The organism is Luteimonas abyssi (assembly GCF_001482195.1).
Lineage (GTDB): Bacteria > Pseudomonadota > Gammaproteobacteria > Xanthomonadales > Xanthomonadaceae > Luteimonas > Luteimonas abyssi.
Map to the genome: position 1 here is coordinate 942,774 of NZ_KQ759763.1, position 20,408 is coordinate 963,181.

General features: G+C 70.8%; 21 protein-coding genes. 12 read left to right on the forward strand and 9 right to left on the reverse strand.

What is annotated here, in order from left to right; translation table 11 throughout:
• Positions 1-21: 21 nt before the first annotated feature.
• The 5 genes from RG19_RS03875 to RG19_RS03895 form a co-directional block, all read right to left on the reverse strand.
• Positions 22-453 carry a hypothetical protein gene (locus RG19_RS03875; protein WP_058834119.1) on the reverse strand — a complete coding sequence of 144 codons (432 nt, stop codon included), beginning with the start codon at positions 451-453 and terminating at the stop codon, positions 22-24.
• A gap of 103 nt (positions 454-556) precedes the next feature.
• Positions 557-1,180, reverse strand: coding sequence for a M23 family metallopeptidase (locus RG19_RS03880; RefSeq protein ID WP_425599683.1), 624 nt, complete (start codon positions 1,178-1,180; stop codon positions 557-559).
• 40 nt (positions 1,181-1,220) lie between these two features.
• Positions 1,221-1,898: a tellurite resistance TerB family protein gene (locus RG19_RS03885; protein WP_058834120.1), complete on the reverse strand. Its 678-nt coding sequence runs from the start codon at positions 1,896-1,898 to the stop codon at positions 1,221-1,223.
• A gap of 170 nt (positions 1,899-2,068) precedes the next feature.
• Positions 2,069-2,458 (reverse strand): HU family DNA-binding protein, encoded by a 390-nt coding sequence (locus tag RG19_RS03890; RefSeq protein ID WP_058834121.1) that lies wholly within the window; start codon positions 2,456-2,458, stop codon positions 2,069-2,071.
• Positions 2,459-2,570: 112 nt separating this feature from the next.
• Positions 2,571-2,996, reverse strand: a complete 426-nt coding sequence (locus RG19_RS03895) for a DUF2784 domain-containing protein (RefSeq protein WP_058834122.1) — start codon at positions 2,994-2,996, stop codon at positions 2,571-2,573.
• Between the two features lie 152 nt (positions 2,997-3,148).
• On the opposite strand from RG19_RS03895, the gene RG19_RS03900 reads away from it, so the two are divergent.
• The 4 genes from RG19_RS03900 to RG19_RS03915 all read left to right on the forward strand — a co-directional run bounded on the left by RG19_RS03900 (position 3,149) and on the right by RG19_RS03915 (position 6,641).
• Positions 3,149-3,532 (forward strand): hypothetical protein, encoded by a 384-nt coding sequence (locus RG19_RS03900; RefSeq protein WP_058834123.1) that lies wholly within the window; start codon positions 3,149-3,151, stop codon positions 3,530-3,532.
• Between the two features lie 128 nt (positions 3,533-3,660).
• The gene (locus RG19_RS03905; protein WP_058834124.1) at positions 3,661-4,095 is read left to right on the forward strand and encodes an OsmC family protein; all 435 of its coding nucleotides are present in this window, start codon (positions 3,661-3,663) and stop codon (positions 4,093-4,095) included.
• 11 nt (positions 4,096-4,106) lie between these two features.
• A complete protein-coding gene (locus RG19_RS03910; protein ID WP_058834125.1) occupies positions 4,107-4,829 on the forward strand; it encodes an alpha/beta fold hydrolase in 723 nt (240 codons plus the stop codon).
• A 123-nt stretch (positions 4,830-4,952) separates the two neighbouring features.
• Complete coding sequence (locus RG19_RS03915) at positions 4,953-6,641, forward strand: amidohydrolase (protein WP_238376582.1); 1,689 nt, start codon at positions 4,953-4,955, stop codon at positions 6,639-6,641.
• Between the two features lie 97 nt (positions 6,642-6,738).
• Here the strand turns inward: RG19_RS03915 and RG19_RS03920 are convergent, their stop codons facing one another.
• The gene (locus tag RG19_RS03920) at positions 6,739-7,623 is read right to left on the reverse strand and encodes a PhzF family phenazine biosynthesis protein (protein WP_058834127.1); all 885 of its coding nucleotides are present in this window, start codon (positions 7,621-7,623) and stop codon (positions 6,739-6,741) included.
• A 275-nt stretch (positions 7,624-7,898) separates the two neighbouring features.
• On the opposite strand from RG19_RS03920, the gene RG19_RS03925 reads away from it, so the two are divergent.
• Genes RG19_RS03925 through murD form a run of 3 tightly spaced genes read left to right on the forward strand, consistent with a single transcriptional unit; the run spans position 7,899 to position 13,340 of the window.
• Complete coding sequence (locus tag RG19_RS03925; RefSeq protein WP_058836394.1) at positions 7,899-10,520, forward strand: bifunctional aspartate kinase/diaminopimelate decarboxylase; 2,622 nt, start codon at positions 7,899-7,901, stop codon at positions 10,518-10,520.
• Entirely contained in the window at positions 10,517-11,974 is a 1,458-nt protein-coding gene (murL, locus tag RG19_RS03930; protein WP_058834128.1) for a UDP-N-acetyl-alpha-D-muramoyl-L-alanyl-L-glutamate epimerase, read from the forward strand. The genes RG19_RS03925 and murL overlap by 4 nt, the downstream gene beginning before the upstream one ends.
• On the forward strand, positions 11,955-13,340 hold the full coding sequence (gene murD, locus RG19_RS03935; protein ID WP_058834129.1) for a UDP-N-acetylmuramoyl-L-alanine--D-glutamate ligase: 1,386 nt from the start codon (positions 11,955-11,957) through the stop codon (positions 13,338-13,340). The genes murL and murD overlap by 20 nt, the downstream gene beginning before the upstream one ends.
• Before the next feature lie 133 nt (positions 13,341-13,473).
• Here the strand turns inward: murD and RG19_RS03940 are convergent, their stop codons facing one another.
• Positions 13,474-14,481, reverse strand: coding sequence for a polyprenyl synthetase family protein (locus RG19_RS03940; RefSeq protein WP_058834130.1), 1,008 nt, complete (start codon positions 14,479-14,481; stop codon positions 13,474-13,476).
• A 251-nt stretch (positions 14,482-14,732) separates the two neighbouring features.
• Here RG19_RS03940 and ssb point away from each other — a divergent pair, with 251 nt between their 5' ends.
• The 4 genes from ssb (at position 14,733) to RG19_RS18465 (ending at position 17,435) form a co-directional block, all read left to right on the forward strand.
• Positions 14,733-15,257 (forward strand): single-stranded DNA-binding protein, encoded by a 525-nt coding sequence (ssb, locus tag RG19_RS03945; RefSeq protein WP_058834131.1) that lies wholly within the window; start codon positions 14,733-14,735, stop codon positions 15,255-15,257.
• A 152-nt stretch (positions 15,258-15,409) separates the two neighbouring features.
• Positions 15,410-15,955 (forward strand): DUF4019 domain-containing protein, encoded by a 546-nt coding sequence (locus RG19_RS03950; protein WP_058834132.1) that lies wholly within the window; start codon positions 15,410-15,412, stop codon positions 15,953-15,955.
• A 227-nt stretch (positions 15,956-16,182) separates the two neighbouring features.
• A complete protein-coding gene (locus tag RG19_RS03955) occupies positions 16,183-17,238 on the forward strand; it encodes a sensor domain-containing diguanylate cyclase (RefSeq protein WP_058834133.1) in 1,056 nt (351 codons plus the stop codon).
• Positions 17,235-17,435: a winged helix-turn-helix transcriptional regulator gene (locus RG19_RS18465; RefSeq protein WP_082672453.1), complete on the forward strand. Its 201-nt coding sequence runs from the start codon at positions 17,235-17,237 to the stop codon at positions 17,433-17,435. Before RG19_RS03955 ends, RG19_RS18465 begins: the two co-directional genes overlap by 4 nt.
• 48 nt (positions 17,436-17,483) lie before the next feature.
• On the opposite strand, the gene RG19_RS03960 is transcribed toward RG19_RS18465, so the two are convergent.
• Both RG19_RS03960 and RG19_RS03965 read right to left on the reverse strand, forming a co-directional pair.
• Complete coding sequence (locus RG19_RS03960) at positions 17,484-18,464, reverse strand: DMT family transporter (protein ID WP_058834134.1); 981 nt, start codon at positions 18,462-18,464, stop codon at positions 17,484-17,486.
• Between the two features lie 55 nt (positions 18,465-18,519).
• Entirely contained in the window at positions 18,520-19,407 is an 888-nt protein-coding gene (locus RG19_RS03965) for a LysR substrate-binding domain-containing protein (RefSeq protein WP_058834135.1), read from the reverse strand.
• A gap of 102 nt (positions 19,408-19,509) precedes the next feature.
• On the opposite strand from RG19_RS03965, the gene RG19_RS03970 reads away from it, so the two are divergent.
• Positions 19,510-20,406 carry a DMT family transporter gene (locus tag RG19_RS03970; protein ID WP_157515149.1) on the forward strand — a complete coding sequence of 299 codons (897 nt, stop codon included), beginning with the start codon at positions 19,510-19,512 and terminating at the stop codon, positions 20,404-20,406.
• The last annotated feature ends 2 nt before the right edge of the window (positions 20,407-20,408 follow it).

Sequence of the window (20,408 nt, forward strand, 5' to 3'; positions counted from 1 at the left end):
AAGACGCGGCCTGGCGGCGTGTCATTCCGGCAACGTCAGCGGGGCGCGATTCGGGCGCAGCCACACCAGCATGCGCCCGAGCAGCAGCATCGCGATCAGGTCGAAGATCACTTGCCGGGTCATCAGCCCGAACGGCAACGGCTGGCCGACATAGGCCAGCAGGTGCCACGGCACGAACGACAGCAGCGCCATGGCCAGGCCGAACTGCAGCCCGTGGCGCGCACGGGTGCGGACATCGGCGTACAGACGTCGGAACAGCCAGGTCATGGTGAAGCCGATCAGACCGTAGGCGACCACGATCCAGCCCAGGCGCGCGTTGGCCTCTTCCGGCGTGCGGTAGAGCTCGGCATGGGCGAGGTAGTCAGCACGCAGCAGCCAGCCGTGCACCATTGCGCCCAGCAGCATCGCCGCCAGGCCGATCATCACGCCGCATACGAGGAATCGCTTGTCCATCCGGTGTCTGCGTGGCCGGGTCGAGCCGGCGGTCCCGAAAGACCCGATGCTAACCGGGCAGCCGCGATGCGTCGATGCGGACGGGTCGTTCACGGCGTGTCTCTCATGGCGCTGGCCCTCGCACGGGCGTGTCTTCGAGTTCGCGGGCGCGGCGGGCGCCCGCGCGCAGCAGCGGCAACGGATCGTACGCGCCGTCGCTGCCGTAGATGCCGTAGTGCAGATGCGGCTGGGTGCCGCGGGCGTTTCCGGTATCGCCGACGTAGCCGAGCACGTCGCCGGCCAGCACCACGTGCCCCTGGACGAGCTCGGGCGTCCAGTCGTCGAGGTGGGCGTAATAGTGACGCTCATGCGCGGGGCCGAGGACCCAGACCTGACGCCCGCCCAGTCCGGTCTCGCGGATCGACGTCACGATCCCCGGGGTGGCGCTCAGGACTTCGGTACCGCGCGGCGCGAAGATGTCCACGCCTTCGTGGCGGCGGTCGCGCCCGCGAGGCGCACCGAACGTGTCCGCGACACGGGACGCCTCGACGCCCCGCACCGGCATCGCGATCGCGTCCGGCGCCGGCATGCGCGACAGTTCGAATCCCATCCGCACCGATGCCATGAAGGGTTGCCGCCAGGCCCAGCTCGCGGCGAACCACGCCAGCAGCAGGAACACCACCCAGCCGGTGAGGCGGATGGCGGCTCGGCGGTAGTCGCGGCGGGGAGGCGGGGGCGATGCGGACACGGCACCAGCCTAGCCGTGTCGGGTGAAGCCGCCGTGCGCGTCAGGCGGCGTCGCTGCGCAACTGACTTTCGAGACGACGTTTCAGGGTGTCGTCGAGATCCAGTTTGCGCGCCAGCTCGTCGAGATAGGCGCGCTCCATGAAGTTCTGCTCGTCGGCCATCATCAGGCTGGCCAGGTACATTTCGGAGGCGAGCTCGGGCGTGCTCGCCGCCTGCGCGACCTCGGCCGGGTCCAGCGGCTTCTCGAGCTCCGCGTGCAGCCACTGCTGCAGCTCGTCATCGGTGCCGGCGCGGGCGAATTCGCCTTCGATCAGCTCGCGCTCGCGCGCGTCGATGTGGCCGTCGGCCTTGGCGGCGGCGACGATCGCCTTGAGGATCGCCTCGCTGTGCTGTTCGGCCTGCGGCGGCGGCAGGCGGTCGACGGTACGGGGCTCGACCTGCTGTCCGGACTGTTGGCGCTGGTAATCGCCGTACGCCTTGTAGGCCATGACGCCGATCGCGGCGAGACCGCCGTACGTCGCGAGCTTGCGGGTGGTCTTGTTGCGGCCCAGCAACAGGCCCAAGGCGCCGCCCGCGGCCGCGCCGCGGCCGAAGTCGGCATTGAACATGCCGCCGAGATTGCCCAGCGCACCGCCGCCTTGCGTGCGGTCCTGGGGCGCGGCGGCACCGCCGCCCTGGGCGGAACGGAGAACGTGGTCGAGAAAGCCCTGGAGTTTCATGACGTGTCGATCCGGATGTCGGCGCCTGTGCGCGGGATGGTCACTGGAATAGCCGGCGGTCGCTTAACGGATCGCCAACCGCACCTGTCGGCCGCGCACGAAAAAGGGCCGGTCGCACGAAGCGGACCGGCCCTCGAAACGCGGCATGTCGCCGCGTCGACGCGCAACCGTCAGGCGGCAGCGTCCTTGAGCTTCTTGAGCGGGCGCACCTTGACCTTGACCGAGGCGGGCTTGGCGGCGAACCACTGCTCTTCCTTGGTGAAGGGGTTGATGCCCTTGCGCTTGGCCTTGGCCGGCACCTTGACCGACGTGATCTTCAGCACGCCGGGCAGGGTGAAGGAGCCGAGGCCCTTCTTGTTGATCGAACCGTGGATCGCGCCTTCGAGCGCGGCGAGAACCGAGCGGACGTCCTTTGCGACGACACCGGTGCTCTCGGCGATGTGCGAGACCAGGCCCGACTTGGTCAGCGGTTCCTTGATCGCCTTGGGAGCGGCCGGCTTCGCGGCAGCCTTCTTCGGAGCAGCGGCCTTCTTCGCCACCTTGGTTGCTTTCTTCGCCATGTGTCCTGTTCCGTGATGGAGGGTTGGAAATGTCGGCCAAATCCAGCCGGCAGTCGAAATGTAGGGCATGTCCACGCTGCCGCCAATAGGAAACCGCGAAAAAACCGGGTTTTTAACGACCTTCGGACATCTCGGTCGGCGCGCGACGGGGCGGCCAGCATCGCCAGGCCAATGCCGCCAGGGCGACCAGGACGGTGTAGGCGGCCACGAAGATCCACCAGGGCGCCTCGAAGAACAGGATCCGCGACAGCCAGGACTCCACGAACGAGACGTCGTGAACGCTCTGACCCGCATGCCGGCGCAACAGCTGCTCCCACACGGTGAGCGGACACAACCGCCCCAGCCAGGCCTGCAGCGCGACGAAGGCGAGCAGCACGAGGTGCGTCCAGCGCAGCCACGCCACCCGGACCCAGCGCCAGCCGCGCGGACCACCAACCAGGACTGCCAGCAGCATCGACACCGCGAATGCCGCGATGGCGACATGCAGCGCGAGCACCAGATCGGCAAGGTGGGCGGCGAGAGCGGGAGACAGCGCCATCCCCGCAGCCTATGCGGATCCGCGTCGCCGGGCCGTCGATGCCGGTACGGCGCCCGGCACATGCCGGAGCGCGCGCGATCCGAAGCGGCCCATTGCAACCCTTCGCGCGCCTGCCGCATCCAAGCACGTGAGCCCGCCAGAAGGTGTCCCCCATGAATCGTTCGCTGCCACTCGCCCTGTGCCTGATCTGCCTGACCGCCTGGGGGGGCGGTGCGGGTGCGGGCGAGCCGACGCCGCGCACGCCGGAGTTGCGCGCTGCCCTGCAGGTCGGCGCATCCTCGCTGTTGTCGGGCCGGCAGTGGTGGCATCTGATGGCCGGTGCGGCGGCGCCCGCGTCGCTGGCGACCGCCTCGGGCGGGACCGCCAGCAGCTGCCACGAGTCGGTCGTGGTCCCTGGCCGGGCCCGCACGACCGCCCGCGATGCGGGTGGCGACGCCGCGGACTGGCGGCGCGCCGTGCGCGAGGGGGCCGGACGCGTGCGGTCCGACGTCGCCTTCCGGCTGATGTCGATGATCCCCGCCCGCTCGCGGCTGTAGATCGTCCAGGCCTGTCCCGGCATCGCGATGCCCGGCGCGTGTGCGCGTCCCGCTAACGTCGCGCCACCTAGGCTGTGTCGAACCGCGACGCACGCGGTGATTCGATTCTTCCAACCGGAGACGTGATCATGGGTATTTCGCGCAAGGCCACCGCACATTGGGAAGGGGACCTGAAGTCGGGTCGCGGTCAGCTCGACACGCCGCAGAGCGGCCTGCTGTCGGGGACCCGCTACGGGTTCAACAGCCGTTTCGGCGACGAGACCGGGACCAACCCCGAAGAATTGATCGCGGCCGCGCATGCCGGATGCTTCAGCATGGCGCTGTCGGCGAAGTTGACCGAAGCCGGTCACCCGCCGGAGGCCATCGACACCGAGGCCAAGGTCGACCTGTCGATGGACGGTGGGCCTACGCTGGTCGGGATCACGCTCACCTGCAAGGCGCGCGTGCCCGGCATCGACGATGTCGCCTTCCGCGCCATCGCCGACGATGCGAAACAGAACTGCCCGGTGTCGAAGGCGTTGTCGGCGGTTCCGATCACGCTGGACGCCGAACTGCTCGGCTGACGGCGTCTTCGATGCAGCCGTTCGCGATCCTGTTCGTGCACGGCGCAGGCGGCGGAGGCTGGGAGTGGAACATCTGGCGGCAGGTGATGGAGTCGGCAGGTCTCCGGGCCGAGGCCCCCGATCTGCGCCCGACGGCAGGCACCGTCGAAGGGGCCTGCCTGGAGGACTACCGGGCGCAGGTGGGATCGGCGTTGCGGCGGTTGCCCCGACCACGCGTCGTCGCGGGCGCGAGCCTGGGCGGCTTGCTGGCCGCCGCGTGCGCGGACGAGGCCGACGCGTTGATCCTGATCGATGCGCTGCCGCCCGCGCCCTGGCATCGGGAAATGCCCCCACGCGCGTGGCCCGCGCGGGTGCCGTGGGGACGGCATGCGCGTCTGGCCGGCACACGACGCGCGCTGGCGGGTGCGGACGCCGCATCCGCGCTGTTCGCATTCCGGCGCTGGCGCGACGAAAGCGGCGCCGTGCTGCGTGCTGCCCATGCCGGCGTCGCGGTGCGGCAGCCGACGTGCCCGGTCCTGTGTTTCGCGTCGATGCGGGACGAAGACGTACCGCCCGCGATCTCCGAAGCGTGGGCGGCGGCCTGGCAGGCATCGCTCGTCCGCACCCCGGGCGGTCACGCCGGGCCGCTGTTCGGGAGGGATGCGGCCGCCTCGGCGCGCTGGGCGCTCGACTGGCTGGCAGCGCTGCCGGCAGAGGCGGGGCCGGCTGATGCCGGAGCGCGCGGGGCGCAGTAGGCGGGTATCGCCGTCATCGGTCGTTCGGCGCCGGTGTCCGTGGGCACCGGCGCGGTGGCGGCGATGGCCGCTTTATCGCCGTTTGCCCGCGGCGGCAGGCGCGTCCATAGTCGGGCTTCGTCCGTGAGCGGGGAGCGCGTCATGCGGGGAGCGGGGCTGGGGCTTGTGCTGTGTCTGCTGACGATGCCGTCGTCGGCGACCGATCTGTGGCTGCTGACGGCGGAGCGCATCCACACGATGGATCCCGATCGCCCGCATGCCACGGCGTTGGTCTGGGGCGCCGACGGCACCCTGGTGGATGTCGGTGAGGCGGACGTGCTGCGCGCACGTCACCCGGAGGCGCTGCCTGTCGACGCCGCCGATGCGGTGGTGGTGCCCGGCCTGATCGATGCCCATGCGCACCTCATGGGGCTGGGCCTGGCGTTGCTGCGATCGGATCTGGCCGGCGTGCGCAGCAAGGCCGGGGTGGTCGCACGCCTGCAACGCGATGCGCAGGACCTGCCCGACGATGCCTGGCTGCTCGGCACCGGCTGGGACCAGAATCTGTGGCCCGAGGCGGACTTTCCGACCGCCGCCGATCTCGATGCCGCATTTCCCGAGCGGCCGGTCTGGCTGCGGCGGGTGGACGGCCATGCCGGCTGGGCCAATTCTGCCGCCATGCGCGCGGCCGAAGCCGCGGGTGCGGTGCTGACCGGCGACACGCAGCCCGACGGCGGGCGGATCGTGCGCGAGGGCCGCGTGCCGACCGGCGTGTTCGTCGACGAGGCGATGGCGCTGATCGAGCAGGCGGTGCCGCCGACCTCGGCGGAGGACCACGACCGCGCCCTGACCCTGGCGCTCGAGGCGGCGGTCCGCAATGGCCTCACCGGCGTGCACGACATGGGCGTGTCCCGCGAGGGGCTTGCCTTGTACCGCGCGTTCGCGGACGCCGGTCGCCTGCCGTTGCGGGTATCGGCCTACGCCGACGGCGATGCCGAAGCACTGGACGATCTGTGCACGCACGGCCTGTACGCGCATCCAGGCGGTCGCCTGGGCATGCGCGGAGTGAAGCTCTACATCGACGGTGCGCTCGGCAGCCGCGGTGCGGCGTTGCTGGAGGACTACAGCGACGATCATGGCAATACCGGGCTGCTGGTCACCGACCCGGTCGCGTTCCGGGCCGCGGTGGACAAGGCCGCGGGCTGCGGTGTGCAGGTGGCTTCGCACGCTATCGGCGACCGCGGCAACCGGCTGGTGCTCGACACCTACACCGAAGCGCTCGGCGAGCGCGCCGGCACGGATCATCGCTGGCGGATCGAGCACGCGCAGATCATGGCGGTCGAGGACATTCCGCGTGTGCCTGCGTTGCAGGTGATCGCGTCGATGCAGCCGACCCATGCGACCTCCGACATGCCGTGGGCCGGCGACCGGGTCGGGCCGGCGCGCCTGGCCGGCGCGTATGCCTGGCGCAGCTTTCTCGATGCCGGCGCTCGGCTCGCGCTCGGCTCGGATTTCCCGGTCGAATCGGTCGATCCGCGGCTGGGTCTGTATGCGGCCGCGACCCGCCAGGATCGCGAGAGGCGTCCACCCGGCGGCTGGTTGGCCGAGCAACGATTGAGCGCTGCCGAAGCCCTGCACGGGTTCACCGCCGCCGCTGCCCATGCCGGTTTCGGCGACACCACGGTCGGTCGCCTGCGGCCGGGCGCACGCGCGGATTTCCTGGTGCTGGTCGATGATCCCCTGGCGATGCCGGTCGAGCGTCTGGCCGATCTGCGCCTGCGTTCGACGTGGGTCGACGGTCGGCCGGTGTACGAGGCCGACGGCACGCCCTGAGCGGCGCATCCGCGTCCGTCGGCGGGTCCTGCCCGCGCGCACCGCGGCAGCGGCTGCGCGTGCCGGAGCGGTGTGTGGACCGAGTCGGTTCGTGGACTCAGACGCCCCAGTCGAGCGTGCCTTCGATCACGAACGCGACCTGGCCGCCGGACCAGATCTCGCCGGCGTCGTCGAGTTCCAGCTGCAGGCGCGCGTCGTACCCGACTTCGCGTCCCTGGCTGACCGTGTAGCGGCGCTTGCCGCCGGGCAGTGCGTCCTGCGCCGCCAGCCAGGCCGCCAGCGTGGCATTGGCGGCGCCGGAGGCGGCGTCCTCGAAGCGGGCCGGTGCGCCGACCCAGGCCCGCACGACCAGGTCGTAGGATTGCCCCGCATCGGCCCGGGCGAACGCGCACAGGCCCATGCTCTCGGTCGATTCGGCGAGCTGGCCGATGGCGTCCCAGTCGGGTTGCGCGCTGCGCAGGGTGTGCTCGTCGGCCAGTTCCGCCAGCCACCAGCGCCGGCCGCCGTCGACCAGAGCGGGCGGCAGCGCGCCGGGCAGCAGACCGTCGAGCGCGTGGCGCAGGCGCGGATCGCCACGGGTGGCGGTTTCGACCACGCGTGCCTTCGGCGTGCGGACCGCCACCGTGCGTGCCGGGCCTTCGCCACGCACGCGCAGCGGCAGGCGACCGGCCAGACCTTCCTGCAGCACGCAGCCGTCGGCGCCCGGTGCGATGCGGCCGTCCGCGAGCAGCACCTGCGCGGTGCCGACACTGGGGTGCCCGGCGAAGGGGACTTCGCGGCGTGGGCTGAACATGCGGATGCGATAGCTGCCGCCGTCCTCGGGCGGAAAGACGAAGGTCGTTTCCGGCAGCCGGGTCCAACGCGCGATCGCCTGCATGGCGGTGTCGTCGAGGCCCTCGGCGTCGAGGACCACGGCGAGCGGATTGCCGGCACCTGGGCGGTCGGCGAAGACGTCGAGCTGGAGAAAACGGCGGGCGGTCATGGCAGGGTCGGGCGTGGGGGCTGCGCAGCTTAGCAACCGGGCGCGGGTGGGATCGACGGCACGACTGGGGATACAGCGTCCTCCGGGCCGGCGCTTCGTGGTGATGTCGAATGCGCGCAGTGCGGATCGCGGTGCGCTGGGCGCCGTGATCGGGCATGCCGGGCGCCGGTGTGCCGCCCGTGCGGTGGATTGCGCAGGCCGGACCGACGATTCGCCCTAGAATGGAGGGCTTCGCGCCGCGGTCGCGGCCCGCCAGGATCGTCCAGGACCCCCCGATGTCATCGTCTTCCGCTGCCCCCTCCCGCTGGATCGTGCTCAAGTTCGGCGGCACCAGCGTGTCCCAACGCATGCGCTGGGACACCATCGGCCGGCTCGCCCGCGAGCGCCACGCGCGGCAGGACGCGCGGGTGCTGGTGGTCGTGTCGGCGCTGGCGGGCGTGACCAATGCACTGCAGGCCGTCGCCGAGGGCGCGGAGGATCCGGCCGGCCGGATGGAGGCGCTGGTGGAACGCCACGGCGCCTTCGCCCAGGAACTCGGGCTCGATCCGGATGCGGTGCTGGCCGAACGTATCGCCATGCTCCGGGCGCTGGCGACCGACCCGCGCGCGGCCACCCGTGCCTACGACTGGCAGGCCGAAGTGCTGGGCCAGGGCGAACTGCTGTCGTCCACCCTGGGCGCCGCCTATCTGCGCAGCCAGGGGCTCGATTTCGCCTGGACCGACGCGCGCGACTGGCTCGATGCGATGGAACTGCCCAACCAGAGCGACTGGTCGCGACGGCTGTCGGTCAACTGCCGCCGCGAGGCCGACGACGCCTGGCGCGCGCGCTTCGATGCCCACGATGCCGCGCCGATGCGGCTCACCCAGGGGTTCATCGCCCGCCACGGCGACGGCGGCACCGCCATCCTGGGGCGCGGCGGCTCGGACACCTCCGCCGCGTTGTTCGGCGCGCTGCTGCGCGCGCAGCGCGTGGAGATCTGGACCGACGTGCCCGGCATGTTCAGCGCCAACCCGCGCGAAGTGCCCGATGCGCGCCTGCTCACCCGCCTGGATTACGCCGAGGCGCAGGAGATCGCCACCACCGGCGCCAAGGTCCTGCACCCACGCGCGCTCGGCCCCTGCCGCGATGCGGGGGTGCCGCTGGCGATTCTCGACACCGGCCGCCCGGAGCTGCCCGGCACCCGTATCGAGGCCAGTGCCGAGCCGGTGCCCGGGGTCAAGGCGATCAGTCGCCGCAACGGCATCGTCCTGGTGTCGATGGAATCGGTGGGCATGTGGCAGCAGGTCGGCTTCCTGGCCGACGTGTTCGACCGCTTCCGCGCGCACGGGCTGTCGGTGGACCTGATCGGCTCGTCGGAGACCAACGTCACCGTTTCGCTCGATCCCAGCGACAACCTGGTCAACACCGATGTCCTCGCGCGCCTGTCCGAGGACCTGTCGCGGTTCTGCCGGGTCAAGGTGATCGCGCCGTGCGCGGCGATCACTCTGGTCGGACGCGGTATGCGCTCGTTGCTGCACAAGCTCTCCGACGTGTGGGCGACCTTCGGCCGCGAGCGTGTGCACCTGATCTCGCAGTCGTCCAACGACCTCAACCTGACCTTCGTCATCGACGAGGCCGACGCCGACGGCCTGCTGCAGGAACTGCACGCGGAACTGATCGCCAGCGGCGCGATGCCGGTACGCGAGTCGGCCGTGTTCGGTCCGCGCTGGCGCGAGATCGCCGGCCAGTTCCGCCCGCGTCCGCAGCCGTGGTGGCGCGCGCAGCGCGACACGCTGCTGGCCCAGGCCGCCGCCGGCACGCCGGCCTACGTCTACGACCTCGACACCGTGCGCGCCCGCGCCCGTGCGCTGGCCGCGGTGACGCCGGTCGACCGTCGCTTCTACGCGATCAAGGCCAACCCGCATCCCGAGATCCTGCGCGTGCTGACCGAGGAGGGCTTCGGCCTGGAGTGCGTCTCGCGCGGCGAGCTCGATCACGTCTTCGCCACGCTGCCCGGCTTCGCGCCGGAGCGGGTGCTGTTCACCCCCAGCTTCGCGCCGGTGGAGGAATACGCGCATGCGTTCGCGCACGGCGTGACCGTCACCATCGACAACATCGAAGTGCTGCAGCATTGGCCCGAGGTGTTCCGCGGTCGCCGCCTGTGGTTGCGGGTGGACCTGGGCCGTGGCGAGGGTCATCACGAGAAGGTCCGCACCGGCGGGCTGGCGTCGAAGTTCGGGTTGCCGGTGGACCGCGTGGACGCGTTCCTGGATGTGGCGCGTGCGATCGGGGTGCGGGTCAGCGGCCTGCACGCGCACCTGGGCAGCGGCGTGGAGACCGCCGAGCACTGGCGCGCGGTCTGCGACGAGCTCGGCGGCATCGCCGACCGGATCGGCAGCATCGTCACCATCGACATCGGCGGCGGTCTGCCGATTCCCTATCGCGACGAGGACGAACCGTTCGATCTCGAGGCCTGGAGCGCCGGCCTGGCCGAGGTCAAGGCGGCGTACCCCGGCTACCGGCTGGCGATCGAGCCGGGCCGGTATCTGGTGGCCGAAGCCGGTGTGCTGCTGCTCACCGCGACCCAGGTGGTGGCCAAGAGCGGCATCCGCCGGGTCGGCGCCGACGCCGGCATGAACGCGCTGATGCGCCCGGCGCTGTACGACGCCTGGCACGACGTGCACAACCTGTCGCGGCTGGACGACGAGGCCGTCGCCGCGTTCGATGTGGTGGGCCCGATCTGCGAGTCCAGCGACGTGTTCGGCCGTCAGCGCCTGCTGCCCGCCGCCACCACGCCGGGCGACGTGCTGCTGGTCGCCGACGCCGGTGCCTACGGCCATGCGATGGCCCACACCTACAACAAGCGCGCGCTGCCCGACGAGCGGGTGCTGGCCGCGGATGCGGAGGCGGGCCGATGAGCGCCGTGTTCGACCGCGAAGCGGTACGCAGCTTCCGCTTCGTCGACTGCGGCTTCGACGCCGCCACCGGCGTCGCGCGCCTGGTCTACGCCTTCGACGACGGCCCCGAGCTGGTCGAGACCGTCACCGTGCCGGGTGCGCCGTTCGCGCTCGACGATGCGCGAGTGGAGGCGGTACAGGCGGCCACGCGGCTGCTGCACCTGATCGCCGGTGTGAGCTACTACAAGGCCGCGGTGCCCGAGGACATCCGCATCGACGGCTATGCCATCGACGCCGCGACCGCCGCGCTGCTGGACGACATCTACATCCACGGGCTGGGCGAGTTCGCCTACCGCAACGGGCTGGACCTGCACGGGCGGGTGCGGTTTCCGGTGGGCGAGGGCGCGTCGTCCTCATCCGCCCTTCGGGCGCCGTCGTCGTCCGAATCGGCAGTCCCTGCCGATTCGTCTCCCGCAGGCGGGAGAAGGGCGTCCGAGGCGGTCGCCGGGGGCGACCGGGCATCTCTGGGCTTGCGGGCGCATGCCCTGGTCGCCATCGGCGGCGGCAAGGATTCGCTGGTCTCGATCGAGGCGCTGCGCGAGGCCGGGGTGGCGCAGACGGTGACCTGGATCGGCGGTTCGCAGCTGATTCGCGCTTGCGCCGAGCGGACCGGCCTGCCCACGCTCAACATCCAGCGCCAGCTCGCGCCGGAACTGTTCGACTACAACCGTCAGGGCGCCTGGAACGGCCACATTCCGGTCACCGCGATCAACTCGGCGATCCTGGCGCTGGCCGCGCTGGTGCTCGACGTCGACCAGGTGGTGTTCTCCAACGAGCGCTCGGCCAGCTACGGCAGCCTGATCGAGGGCACCGGCGAGGTGAACCACCAGTGGTCGAAGGGCTGGGCGTTCGAGCGGGCGTTCGGCGCCCACCTGCGGCAGCACGTCGCCGCCGACCTGCGCTACTACTCGCTGCTGCGGCCGCTGTCGGAGCTGGCGGTCGCGCGCCAGTTCGCAAAAACCGATCGCTACGACGCCCACTTCTCCAGCTGCAACCGCAATTTCCATCTGCTCGGCGAGCGGCCGGTGAACCGCTGGTGCGGGGTGTGCCCGAAGTGCCACTTCGTGTTCCTGGCGCTGGCGCCGTTCATGCCCAAGCCGCGGCTGGTCGGCATCTTCGGTCGCAACCTGCTCGACGATCCGGCGCAGACCGCCGGCTACGACGCGTTGCTGGAATACCGCGACCACAAGCCGTTCGAATGCGTGGGCGAGGCGCGCGAATCCCGCGCCGCGCTGGCGGCGCTGGGCCGGCGCCCGGAATGGCGCGAGGATGCGCTGGTGCAACGTTTCGCGCAGGACATCGCCCCGCAATTGGACGCCGGCGAACTCGACATCGCCCCGCTGCTGGTGCTGGACGACGAACATCAGCTGCCGCCTGCGCTGTGGGATCGCCTGCGTGCGCATTTCGACGCTTGACGGGCGCCGGGTCGGCCTGTGGGGCTGGGGGCGCGAGGGGCGCGCCGCCTGGCGCGCGATCCGCAACCGCCTGCCGGAACTGCCGCTGACGCTGTTCTGCACGCCGCACGAAGCGGCCGACGCGGCCTCGCTCGGCGATCCCCTGCTGAGCCCCTGCACGCAGGTCTCGGCGCAGGCGCTGGCGGCTTGCGAGGTGGTGGTGAAATCGCCCGGCATCAGCCCGTACGGGGCGGAAGCCACCGCCGCGCACGAGCAGGGCACACAGTTCGTCGGCGGCACCGCGCTGTGGTTCGCCGAGCGGCCGGACGCGCGCACCCTGTGCGTGACCGGCACCAAGGGCAAGAGCACCACGACCGCGCTGCTGGCCCACCTGTTGCGTGCCGCCGGCGTGCGCACTGCACTCGCCGGCAACATCGGCGTGCCCCTGCTGGAGCTGCTGGACGCGCAGGCCGACGCCTGGGCGATCGAGCTGTCGAGCTACCAGACCCGCGACGTGGCGACCTCGGGCGTGCGGCCCGGGATCGCGGTGGTCACGAACGTCTATCCCGAACACCTGGACTGGCATGGTGGCGAAGCCCGCTACGTGGCCGACAAGCTCGCACTGCTGACCGAAGCGCGACCGCGGATCGCGGTGCTCAACGCCGCCGATGCACGGCTGGCGGCGCTCGCCCTGCCCGACAGCGACGTACGCTGGTTCGGACGCGAGGATGGCTGGCACCTGCGCGGCGACACCGTCCACCGCGGCGACCTCGCGGTGCTCGACACCCGCGACCTGCCGCTGCCCGGTCATCACAACCGCGGCAACCTTTGTGCCGTGCTGGCGGCGCTGGAGGCATACGGCCTCGATGCGGCCGCGCTCGCGACGAATGCCCGCAGCTTCCAGCCCCTGCCGCACCGGCTGCAGGCCTTGGGCACGCGCGATGGCCTGACCTGGGTGAACGACTCCATCAGCACCACCCCGCACGCCAGCATCGCCGCGCTCGAGCTCTATCGCGAGGTACCGGTGGCGATCCTGGTGGGGGGGCACGACCGCGGCCTGGACTGGGCGGCGTTCGCCGCGCACGTGGGCGCCCGCCCGCCGCAGGCCGTGGTGACGATGGGGCAGAACGGGCCCCGCATCCACGCCGTCCTGCGGGCGTCCGCTGATGTCGCCGGATTCTACCTGCGTCAGGCAGGCGATCTCGACACGGCCGTGGCCCAGGCGCGCGCGGCGCTCGGGCCGAAGGGCGGGGTGCTGTTGCTGTCGCCGGGTGCGCCGAGCTTCGGGCCGTATCGAGACTACGCCGAGCGTGGGCGGCACTTCGCCCGGCTGGGCGGTTTCGATCCCGACGCGATCGCCGCCATTCCGGGACTCGGGGTGGGGTGAGGGGTCAGGGCCTCTCCCGCGGGTTCGCGGCAGGGGCGCCAGGAGGGGCGGCGGGGTGGCGGTGGCCCTCATCCGCCCTTCGGGCACCTTCTCCCGCAGGCGGGAGAAGGGAGAAGGTCATGGCATATCGGGCTCAGTGCGCGCGTTCGACCGCGTAGCGGGCCAGCCCGCGCAGGGCGGCGAGGGCGTCGCTTTCGGGCAGGCCGTCGAGCGCCTGCAGGGCGGCATCGGCATAGGTCAGGGCGCGCTCGCGGCTGTATTCCAGGCCGCCGGTGGCGCGGATCGCCGCCAGCACCTCGGGCATCGCGTCGGCGTCGCCGCGTTCGACGATGCCGCGCAGACGCGTGCGGGTGGCCCCGTCGGAGTGGCGGATGGCGTGGATCAGCGGCAGCGTCGCCTTGCCTTCGGCGAGGTCGTCGCCGAGGTTCTTGCCCAGGTCGGCGGCGTCAGCGGCGTAATCGAGCACGTCGTCGGCGATCTGGAAGGCATAGCCGAGGGCCATGCCGAAGTCGTGCAGCTTCTGCTGGGTGGCGGCATCGGCGCCGGAGGCCAGGGCGCCCAGACGGGTTCCGGCGGCGAACAGCACCGCGGTCTTGCGCTCGATGACGTTGAGATAGGCGGCTTCGTCGGTGTCCGGGTTGTGCACGTGCAGCAGCTGCAGCACCTCGCCTTCGGCGATGCGGTTGGTGGTGTCGGCGAGGATCCGCATGACGTCCATGGAATCCAGCTCGACCATCAGCTGGAAGCTGCGCGAGTAGAGGAAATCGCCCACCAGTACGCTGGCCGCGTTGCCCCAGATGGCATTCGCGGTGCTGCGGCCGCGGCGCAGGTCGGACTCGTCGACCACGTCGTCGTGGAGCAGGGTGGAGGTGTGGATGAACTCCACGATCGCGGCGAGCTGGTGGTGGCGCGGGCCGCCGTCGCCGCAGGCGTGCCCGGCCAGCATCACCAGCATCGGGCGCAGACGCTTGCCGCCGGCGGACACGATGTGTTCGGCCACCTGATTGATGAGGATCACGTCGGACGCCAGCCGGCCCCGGATCAGGCCGTCGACGGCCTGCATGTCCGGGGCGGCCAACGCCTGGATGGCGGGCAGGTCGAGCGTGTTCGGGCGGGAGTCGGACGGCTGGGCGGACGGCATCGGCGGCTGGATCGTGAGGAACGTCCCAGTATACGGGGACGTTCAGCCGGGGTTCGCGACGACGCGCCGGGGACATGCCGCCAGTGGGCCGCCGACGGACCGGGCGCGCGTCCCGCGGGCGTCGGGGGTGGCCGACGGCGAGGGGCGGTGTTTTCCCACGCCGCCGTGGTGCCGGGGAACGAGCGGCCGGCCGGGGCCGGCCGCTATAATGCCCGTCCAAGCAACATACGCACCGGAACGAGGAAGGTCTCATGGCCCGCGGCATCAACAAGGCGATCCTGGTCGGCAATCTCGGCAACGATCCCGAAACCAAGTACACCCAGGGCGGCATGGCCGTGACCAAGATCAGCCTGGCCACCACCAGCGTGCGCAAGGACCGCGACGGCAACACCCAGGAGCGCACCGAATGGCACCGGGTGACCTTCTTCGGCAAGCTGGGCGAGATCGCCGGCGAGTACCTGCGCAAGGGTTCGCAGGTCTACGTGGAAGGTTCCATCCGCTACGACAAGTACACCGGCCAGGACGGCGTCGAGAAGTACTTCACCGACATCATCGCCGACGAGATGCAGATGCTCGGCGGCCGCGGTGAAGGCGGTGGCGGCGGCGGTGGCGGCGGCAATTACGAGCGCGGCGGCGGTGGTGGTGGTTACGACCGTGGCGAGCGCGGCTCGCGTCCGCCGCAGCGTCAGGAAGGTGCAGCGCCGCGTCGCCAGGCACCCCAACAGCAGCCGCAGCCGGCGATGGACGACTTTTCGGACGACGACATCCCGTTCTGATCCCGGCGGGGATGTCGAGCGCGGTGCGCCCCGTCGGGTTGGTGCACCGCAGCGGTTGGCGCGACCGCGCACCCTGCGGAGCGCCCCGGCTTGCGCGGCGACGCGCGGGGTGCGATAGATAGGCCCCCTTTCGCACCACGGAAGCAGGCAACATGAGGCATCACAAGACGGTCCAGCGGCTTTCCCTCGCAGCGGCCATCGCCGCGTTGTCCGCGACGGGCGGCGCCTGGGCCCAGCAGCAGGCCCCCCAGCCCGCGCCGCAGCAGGCCGCGCCGCAGCAGGCCGCGCCGCAGCAACAGCTGACGCCCGAACAGCAGGCGCAGCTCGAGCGTCAGGACGCGGACATCACCCGCGCCGCGCAGCAGGTCGTGCAGATGATCGATGCAGGACAGGCCGGCGAGGTCTGGGACATGTCCACCGAGCGCGTCAAGGGCATGGTCCCGCGCGAGACCTTCGTCCAGGAAATCGGCCGCGACCGGGCCAATCTCGGCGCCCCCGCGCAGCGTGGCGAGGCGGTGGTGACGCGTTCGCAGTTCGAAGCCGGTGGGCAGGTGCCCGAGGGCATCTATCTCAACGTGATCTTCCCCTCGCGCTTCGCCAATACGGCGGAGCCGGTCCGCGAGCTGGTCTCCTTCCGGCTCGACGAGGATCAGGTCTGGCGCGTGTCCGGTTATAGCCTGCGCGCCAACGAGCCCTGAGCACCCTCACGGCCCTGGGCCCATCGGCGGAATCCGCAAGGTGAGGCCGGACCTCCAGTGACGCCCGCTCCGGATGGAGCGGGCGTTCTGCGTTCCGGTGGCCTCGATGGAATCGGTACCACCGTGGAGTCGGCCGACCTCGCATCGAAGTGTGTGGCCGGAATCACGATTTGTTTCCGCGCATCCGGCCATCGCATCATTGGGGGGTGTTGTCAGTGGAAACCCCCATGCTCCGACCCGAGCGGCCTGCCAACGAGGCCCAGCGTCTGGCCGCGCTCCAGCGCGCTCGCGTGCTCGACACGCCCCATGAAGCCACGTTCGACGACCTCGTCAGGATCGCCGCCGCGATCTGCGATGTACCGATGGCGATCGTCAGCCTGGTCGACGCCGAGCGCCAGTGGCTGAAGGCGCGCATCGGCGTGGACGTCTCGGAAACATCCCGCAACGACTCGTTCTGCGCGCACGCCATCCTCGACCCGGAGACCATGATGGTAGTGCCCGACGCCTTCGACGACCCGCGGTTCCACGAGAATCCCCTGGTCGTCGGTGCGCCGTACATCCGCTTCTACGCCGGCGTTCCGCTGCTCGATCCGCAGGGCTTTCCCCTCGGCAGCTTCTGCGTGATGGATCGCCGCCCGCGCGAACTCGACGACGACCAGAACCACGCGCTCACCGCACTGGCGCGGCAGGCGTCGCGATTGATCGATCTGCACAGGCTGGGTCTCGAGCTCGGCCACCACCTCAGCGAGCGCGACTGGTACGAACAGCAGCTGCAGCAGTATCAGACCGAGCTGGAGCGGCAGAACGCAGACCTCACGGAACTCACCCGGACCGACCCGCTGACCGGCCTGCCCAACCGGCGCGCGTTCTCGCAGGCGCTGGACGAGGTCACCGAGGCCGGTGTGCCCTATGCCGTGGCGATCTGCGACATCGACCACTTCAAGACGATCAACGATGTCCACGGCCATCCGGAGGGCGACCGGGTGCTGTGCGCGGTGGCTGCGGCGCTGCGCGACCAGCACGCCGCTCGCGGGCGCGTGGCGCGCTTCGGTGGCGAGGAGTTCGTGCTGCTGTTTCCCGCCACCGGCCGCGAACCGGCGGCGATGCAATGCGAACGTCTGCGCGAGGCCATCGCGCACCTGCCGGTCGGGCTGCCGCTGACGGTCAGCATCGGCGTGGCCGAAGGTGCGCCGGGGGAGCACGGAGAAGCGGTCGTCGCCCGGGCGGATGCCGCCCTGTATTCGGCCAAGCGCGGTGGGCGCAATCAGGTCGCGGTGGGATGAGGGCGGCGATCGCCGTCATCGACGGTCTGTCGGACGGACATCGGCGCTGGGGCGAATTGCAGAGATCGATCGGGAACGTGTCCAAGAAAGTGCTGACGGTGACACTGCGTCATCCCGAGCGCGACGGGTTCGTCGGACGCACCCTGACCCCGGCGGCCCATCCGTGTCGCCTACGAACTGACCGCGCTCGGTCGTGAGCTACTGGTGCAGCTATCGCCCGGTGCCGCGTTGGTGCCGCGCGAGCCTCATCGAGGCGTCGTGCGGTCGTCCGTGGGCGGGGTGTCGAGCAGGGGTCTGGCCTCGCCGGTGGCGAGATTTTCGGGATGGACGTCGGCACGTCCCAGATCGCGCCGGGACAGCAGCGGGTGGACCAGCACCGCGATCATCAGGATGGCGACGCCCGTGTAGAACGCCGGCGTGAGTTCGTGTTGCTCCCCGAGCAGCACGATCGCCAGAAGCACGGCGTAGACCGGTTCCAGGTTCACCGCCAGCTGCGCCGAGAACGCGCTCATGTGGCGCATCGCCACCAGCGCCAGTGCGAACGGCAACAGGGTGCAGCCGAACGCGAGCAGCACCAGCAGCGCCGCATCGCGCGGGCCTGGGGTCTCGAAACCGCCGGCCAGGCTGGGGGTCAGTACGGCCAGCACGGGCCACAGCGCGGTCAGCGCGAGCGTGCCGGCGCCGAGCTCGATCGTGGTGACGGTCAGCGGGTCGGCGCGCTCCACCAGGCGCTTGTTGAGCGTGCCGAACAGCGCCACGAACAACGCCGACAACGCGCCGACCGCGATGCCGATGCGCATGTCGTCGGGCACGCCGCCCACGACCAGGGCGACGCCGGGCAGCACCGCGAGGCCCAGCGAGAGATCGCGCCAGGAGAGCGGCCGCCGGTTCATCCGCGGCTCGATCAGGGCGACGAACACCGTCGCCAGCGCCATGCAGGTCGCCGCCACCGATGCATTGGCGAGCTTCACCGCGCCGTAGAACGTCAGCCAGTGCAGGCCGACCAGCACGCCGATACCGGCGTAGGCGGCCAGCAGCTGCCGGGGAAGCGCGCGCAGGCCGCGCCAGATCCGCGGCAGCAGGAGCAGGGTGCCGGCCACGAGCAGCATGCGCCACCACACCAGCGCGAGCGCGGGCAGGCTGATCAGCTTGCCGAGGATGGCGGTGAACCCCCACAGCAGGACGCAGACGTGGATCTGCCAGTGCGCTTTGGCGGTGGGCGTCATCGGGCCGGGGGAGCGACGTTGGGTCGCGCATTATCCATGGCGCATGCGGCCGGCACTATCGCCCGGCCTGCGCGACCAGCCAGTCATACAGGCAGCGCGCCGCCGGGCGCAGGCGTCGATGCCCCGGCTGTACCAGGTAATACGCGCGCCGCCCCTGGATCCACTCGCCGGGCAGGGCACGCAGGCGACCGGCCTGCATCCATGGGGCGGCTACATGCTCGCGCGCAAGGGCGATCCCGAGGCCCTGCGCTGCTGCTTCCAGCATGTCGGTACTGTCGCTGAAGACCAGCCTGGCCTCGCCGGACGGGGCCTGGATGCCATTGGCACGGAACCAGTCGTGCCAGCCGAAATTAGACAGGTCCGCGATCAGTGGATGCTGCGGGATGTCGGCGGCCTCGCGGATGGTATCCAGACCGGCGTATCGAGGTGCCGCCGCCGCGAACAGGCGCTCCTCCATCAGCAGATGGGCCGCGAGTCCCGGCCAGTGCCCCGGGCCGAAGCGGATGCCGAAGTCGGGGCCGCCCTCGTCGTCGAAACGGGTGAGCGCGAATCCGGTGTCGATGCGCAGACGAATGTCGGGAAAGGCGGCAGTGAAGTCGGGTAGGCGCTGCAACAGCCATCCATGGACGAACGAATGCAGGGTGGTGACGGTGACAGTGCGCTGCGTGTCGTGGCCGGCGCGCAACTCGCGCATCACGTTGTCGAGATCACCGATTGCATGGCTGGCGGAATCGGCCAGGCGCCGACCTTCTGCCGTCAGCGAGACGCCGCGCGCATGGCGTTGGAACAGGGTGACGCCGAGCCGGGCTTCCAGTTTGCGCACGTGATGGCTCACCGCGCTGGCGGTCAGGTGGAGTTCCTCGGCGGCGTGGGCGAAGTTCTGGTGCCGGGCGGCTGTCTCGAACGCGGCAAGGGCCGGAAGCCAGTCGGTACGGAGGGTCATCGAGGCACAAACTAGATGCGTGGCTGGCGCTGAAACTACGCGCTTGTGCGGCTATGGCGCAAGGGCAGAATCGAGGTCAGGCAACAACAGGATTCGATGGCGATGAGCGCATGTGTGCAGCCGGTGCTTCCGGCAGGTCGACGCGAGGACCGGCGTACCGCGCTGGAGCTGTGCGTGCTCGGCGCGATCTGGGGGGCGTCATTCCTCTTCATGCGCGTGGCCGCGGATGACTTCGGTCCGGTCCCGCTGGCCGAAGTGCGGCTGGCGGCCGGGGCGCTGGTTCTGCTGCCGTTCCTGTGGCGTGCGCGGGCCGCGTTTCCGGCGAATGCGTGGGCGAAGATGGCGTTGATCGGGGTGATCAACTCAGCGGTGCCGTTCATTCTGTTCGCCTGGGCCGTACAGCGCGTGCCGGCCGGCATCGGCGCGATCACCAACGCCATGACCGTATTGTTCACGGCGCTGGTGGGGCTGATGTTCTTCGGTGAGCGTATCGGCACCCGTCGCGCCGTGGCGCTGTTGGCCGGGTTCGCCGGTGTGGTGGTTCTGGCCAGCGGCAAGGTCGCAGGAATGAGCGTGGGCGCGGCTGTGGTGGCCGGTGTGGGTGCCGCGTTTTTCTATGGCCTCGGCATCAACCTGGTGCGGCGCCATCTCATCGGCCTGCCGCCCGCGGCGGTGGCGTCGGCGACACCGGGCACCAGTGCGCTGCTGCTGCTCCCGCTGGCGATCGTGGCCTGGCCGGAGCAGCCGATCCCCATGGCGTCCTGGCTGTCGGCATTGACACTCGGAGTCGTGTGTACCGGCATCTCCTTCGTCATGTACTACCGCCTGATCGCACGGGTGGGCGTGGGCCGTGCGTCCACGGTGACCTATCTGGTACCACTGTTCGGCGTCGCCTGGGCCTGGTTGCTGCTGGGCGAACCGGTGACATGGTCCATGGCGCTCGCCGGCGCCATCATCCTGGGCAGCGTGGCGGTGAGCCAACGGAGCGCTGGGCGGTGATA

Bases quoted from the DNA above. Each gene is read 5' to 3' on its own strand.
- RG19_RS03875 (WP_058834119.1), bottom strand. From the start codon at position 453: ATGGACAAGCGATTCCTCGTATGCGGCGTGATGATCGGCCTGGCGGCG.
- RG19_RS03885 (WP_058834120.1), bottom strand. From the start codon at position 1,898: ATGAAACTCCAGGGCTTTCTCGACCACGTTCTCCGTTCCGCCCAGGGC.
- RG19_RS03890 (WP_058834121.1), bottom strand. From the start codon at position 2,458: ATGGCGAAGAAAGCAACCAAGGTGGCGAAGAAGGCCGCTGCTCCGAAG.
- RG19_RS03895 (WP_058834122.1), bottom strand. From the start codon at position 2,996: ATGGCGCTGTCTCCCGCTCTCGCCGCCCACCTTGCCGATCTGGTGCTC.
- RG19_RS03900 (WP_058834123.1), top strand. From the start codon at position 3,149: ATGAATCGTTCGCTGCCACTCGCCCTGTGCCTGATCTGCCTGACCGCC.
- RG19_RS03905 (WP_058834124.1), top strand. From the start codon at position 3,661: ATGGGTATTTCGCGCAAGGCCACCGCACATTGGGAAGGGGACCTGAAG.
- RG19_RS03910 (WP_058834125.1), top strand. From the start codon at position 4,107: ATGCAGCCGTTCGCGATCCTGTTCGTGCACGGCGCAGGCGGCGGAGGC.
- RG19_RS03920 (WP_058834127.1), bottom strand. From the start codon at position 7,623: ATGACCGCCCGCCGTTTTCTCCAGCTCGACGTCTTCGCCGACCGCCCA.
- RG19_RS03925 (WP_058836394.1), top strand. From the start codon at position 7,899: ATGTCATCGTCTTCCGCTGCCCCCTCCCGCTGGATCGTGCTCAAGTTC.
- murL (WP_058834128.1), top strand. From the start codon at position 10,517: ATGAGCGCCGTGTTCGACCGCGAAGCGGTACGCAGCTTCCGCTTCGTC.
- RG19_RS03940 (WP_058834130.1), bottom strand. From the start codon at position 14,481: ATGCCGTCCGCCCAGCCGTCCGACTCCCGCCCGAACACGCTCGACCTG.
- ssb (WP_058834131.1), top strand. From the start codon at position 14,733: ATGGCCCGCGGCATCAACAAGGCGATCCTGGTCGGCAATCTCGGCAAC.
- RG19_RS03950 (WP_058834132.1), top strand. From the start codon at position 15,410: ATGAGGCATCACAAGACGGTCCAGCGGCTTTCCCTCGCAGCGGCCATC.
- RG19_RS03955 (WP_058834133.1), top strand. From the start codon at position 16,183: ATGCTCCGACCCGAGCGGCCTGCCAACGAGGCCCAGCGTCTGGCCGCG.
- RG19_RS18465 (WP_082672453.1), top strand. From the start codon at position 17,235: ATGAGGGCGGCGATCGCCGTCATCGACGGTCTGTCGGACGGACATCGG.
- RG19_RS03960 (WP_058834134.1), bottom strand. From the start codon at position 18,464: ATGACGCCCACCGCCAAAGCGCACTGGCAGATCCACGTCTGCGTCCTG.
- RG19_RS03965 (WP_058834135.1), bottom strand. From the start codon at position 19,407: ATGACCCTCCGTACCGACTGGCTTCCGGCCCTTGCCGCGTTCGAGACA.
- RG19_RS03970 (WP_157515149.1), top strand. From the start codon at position 19,510: ATGAGCGCATGTGTGCAGCCGGTGCTTCCGGCAGGTCGACGCGAGGAC.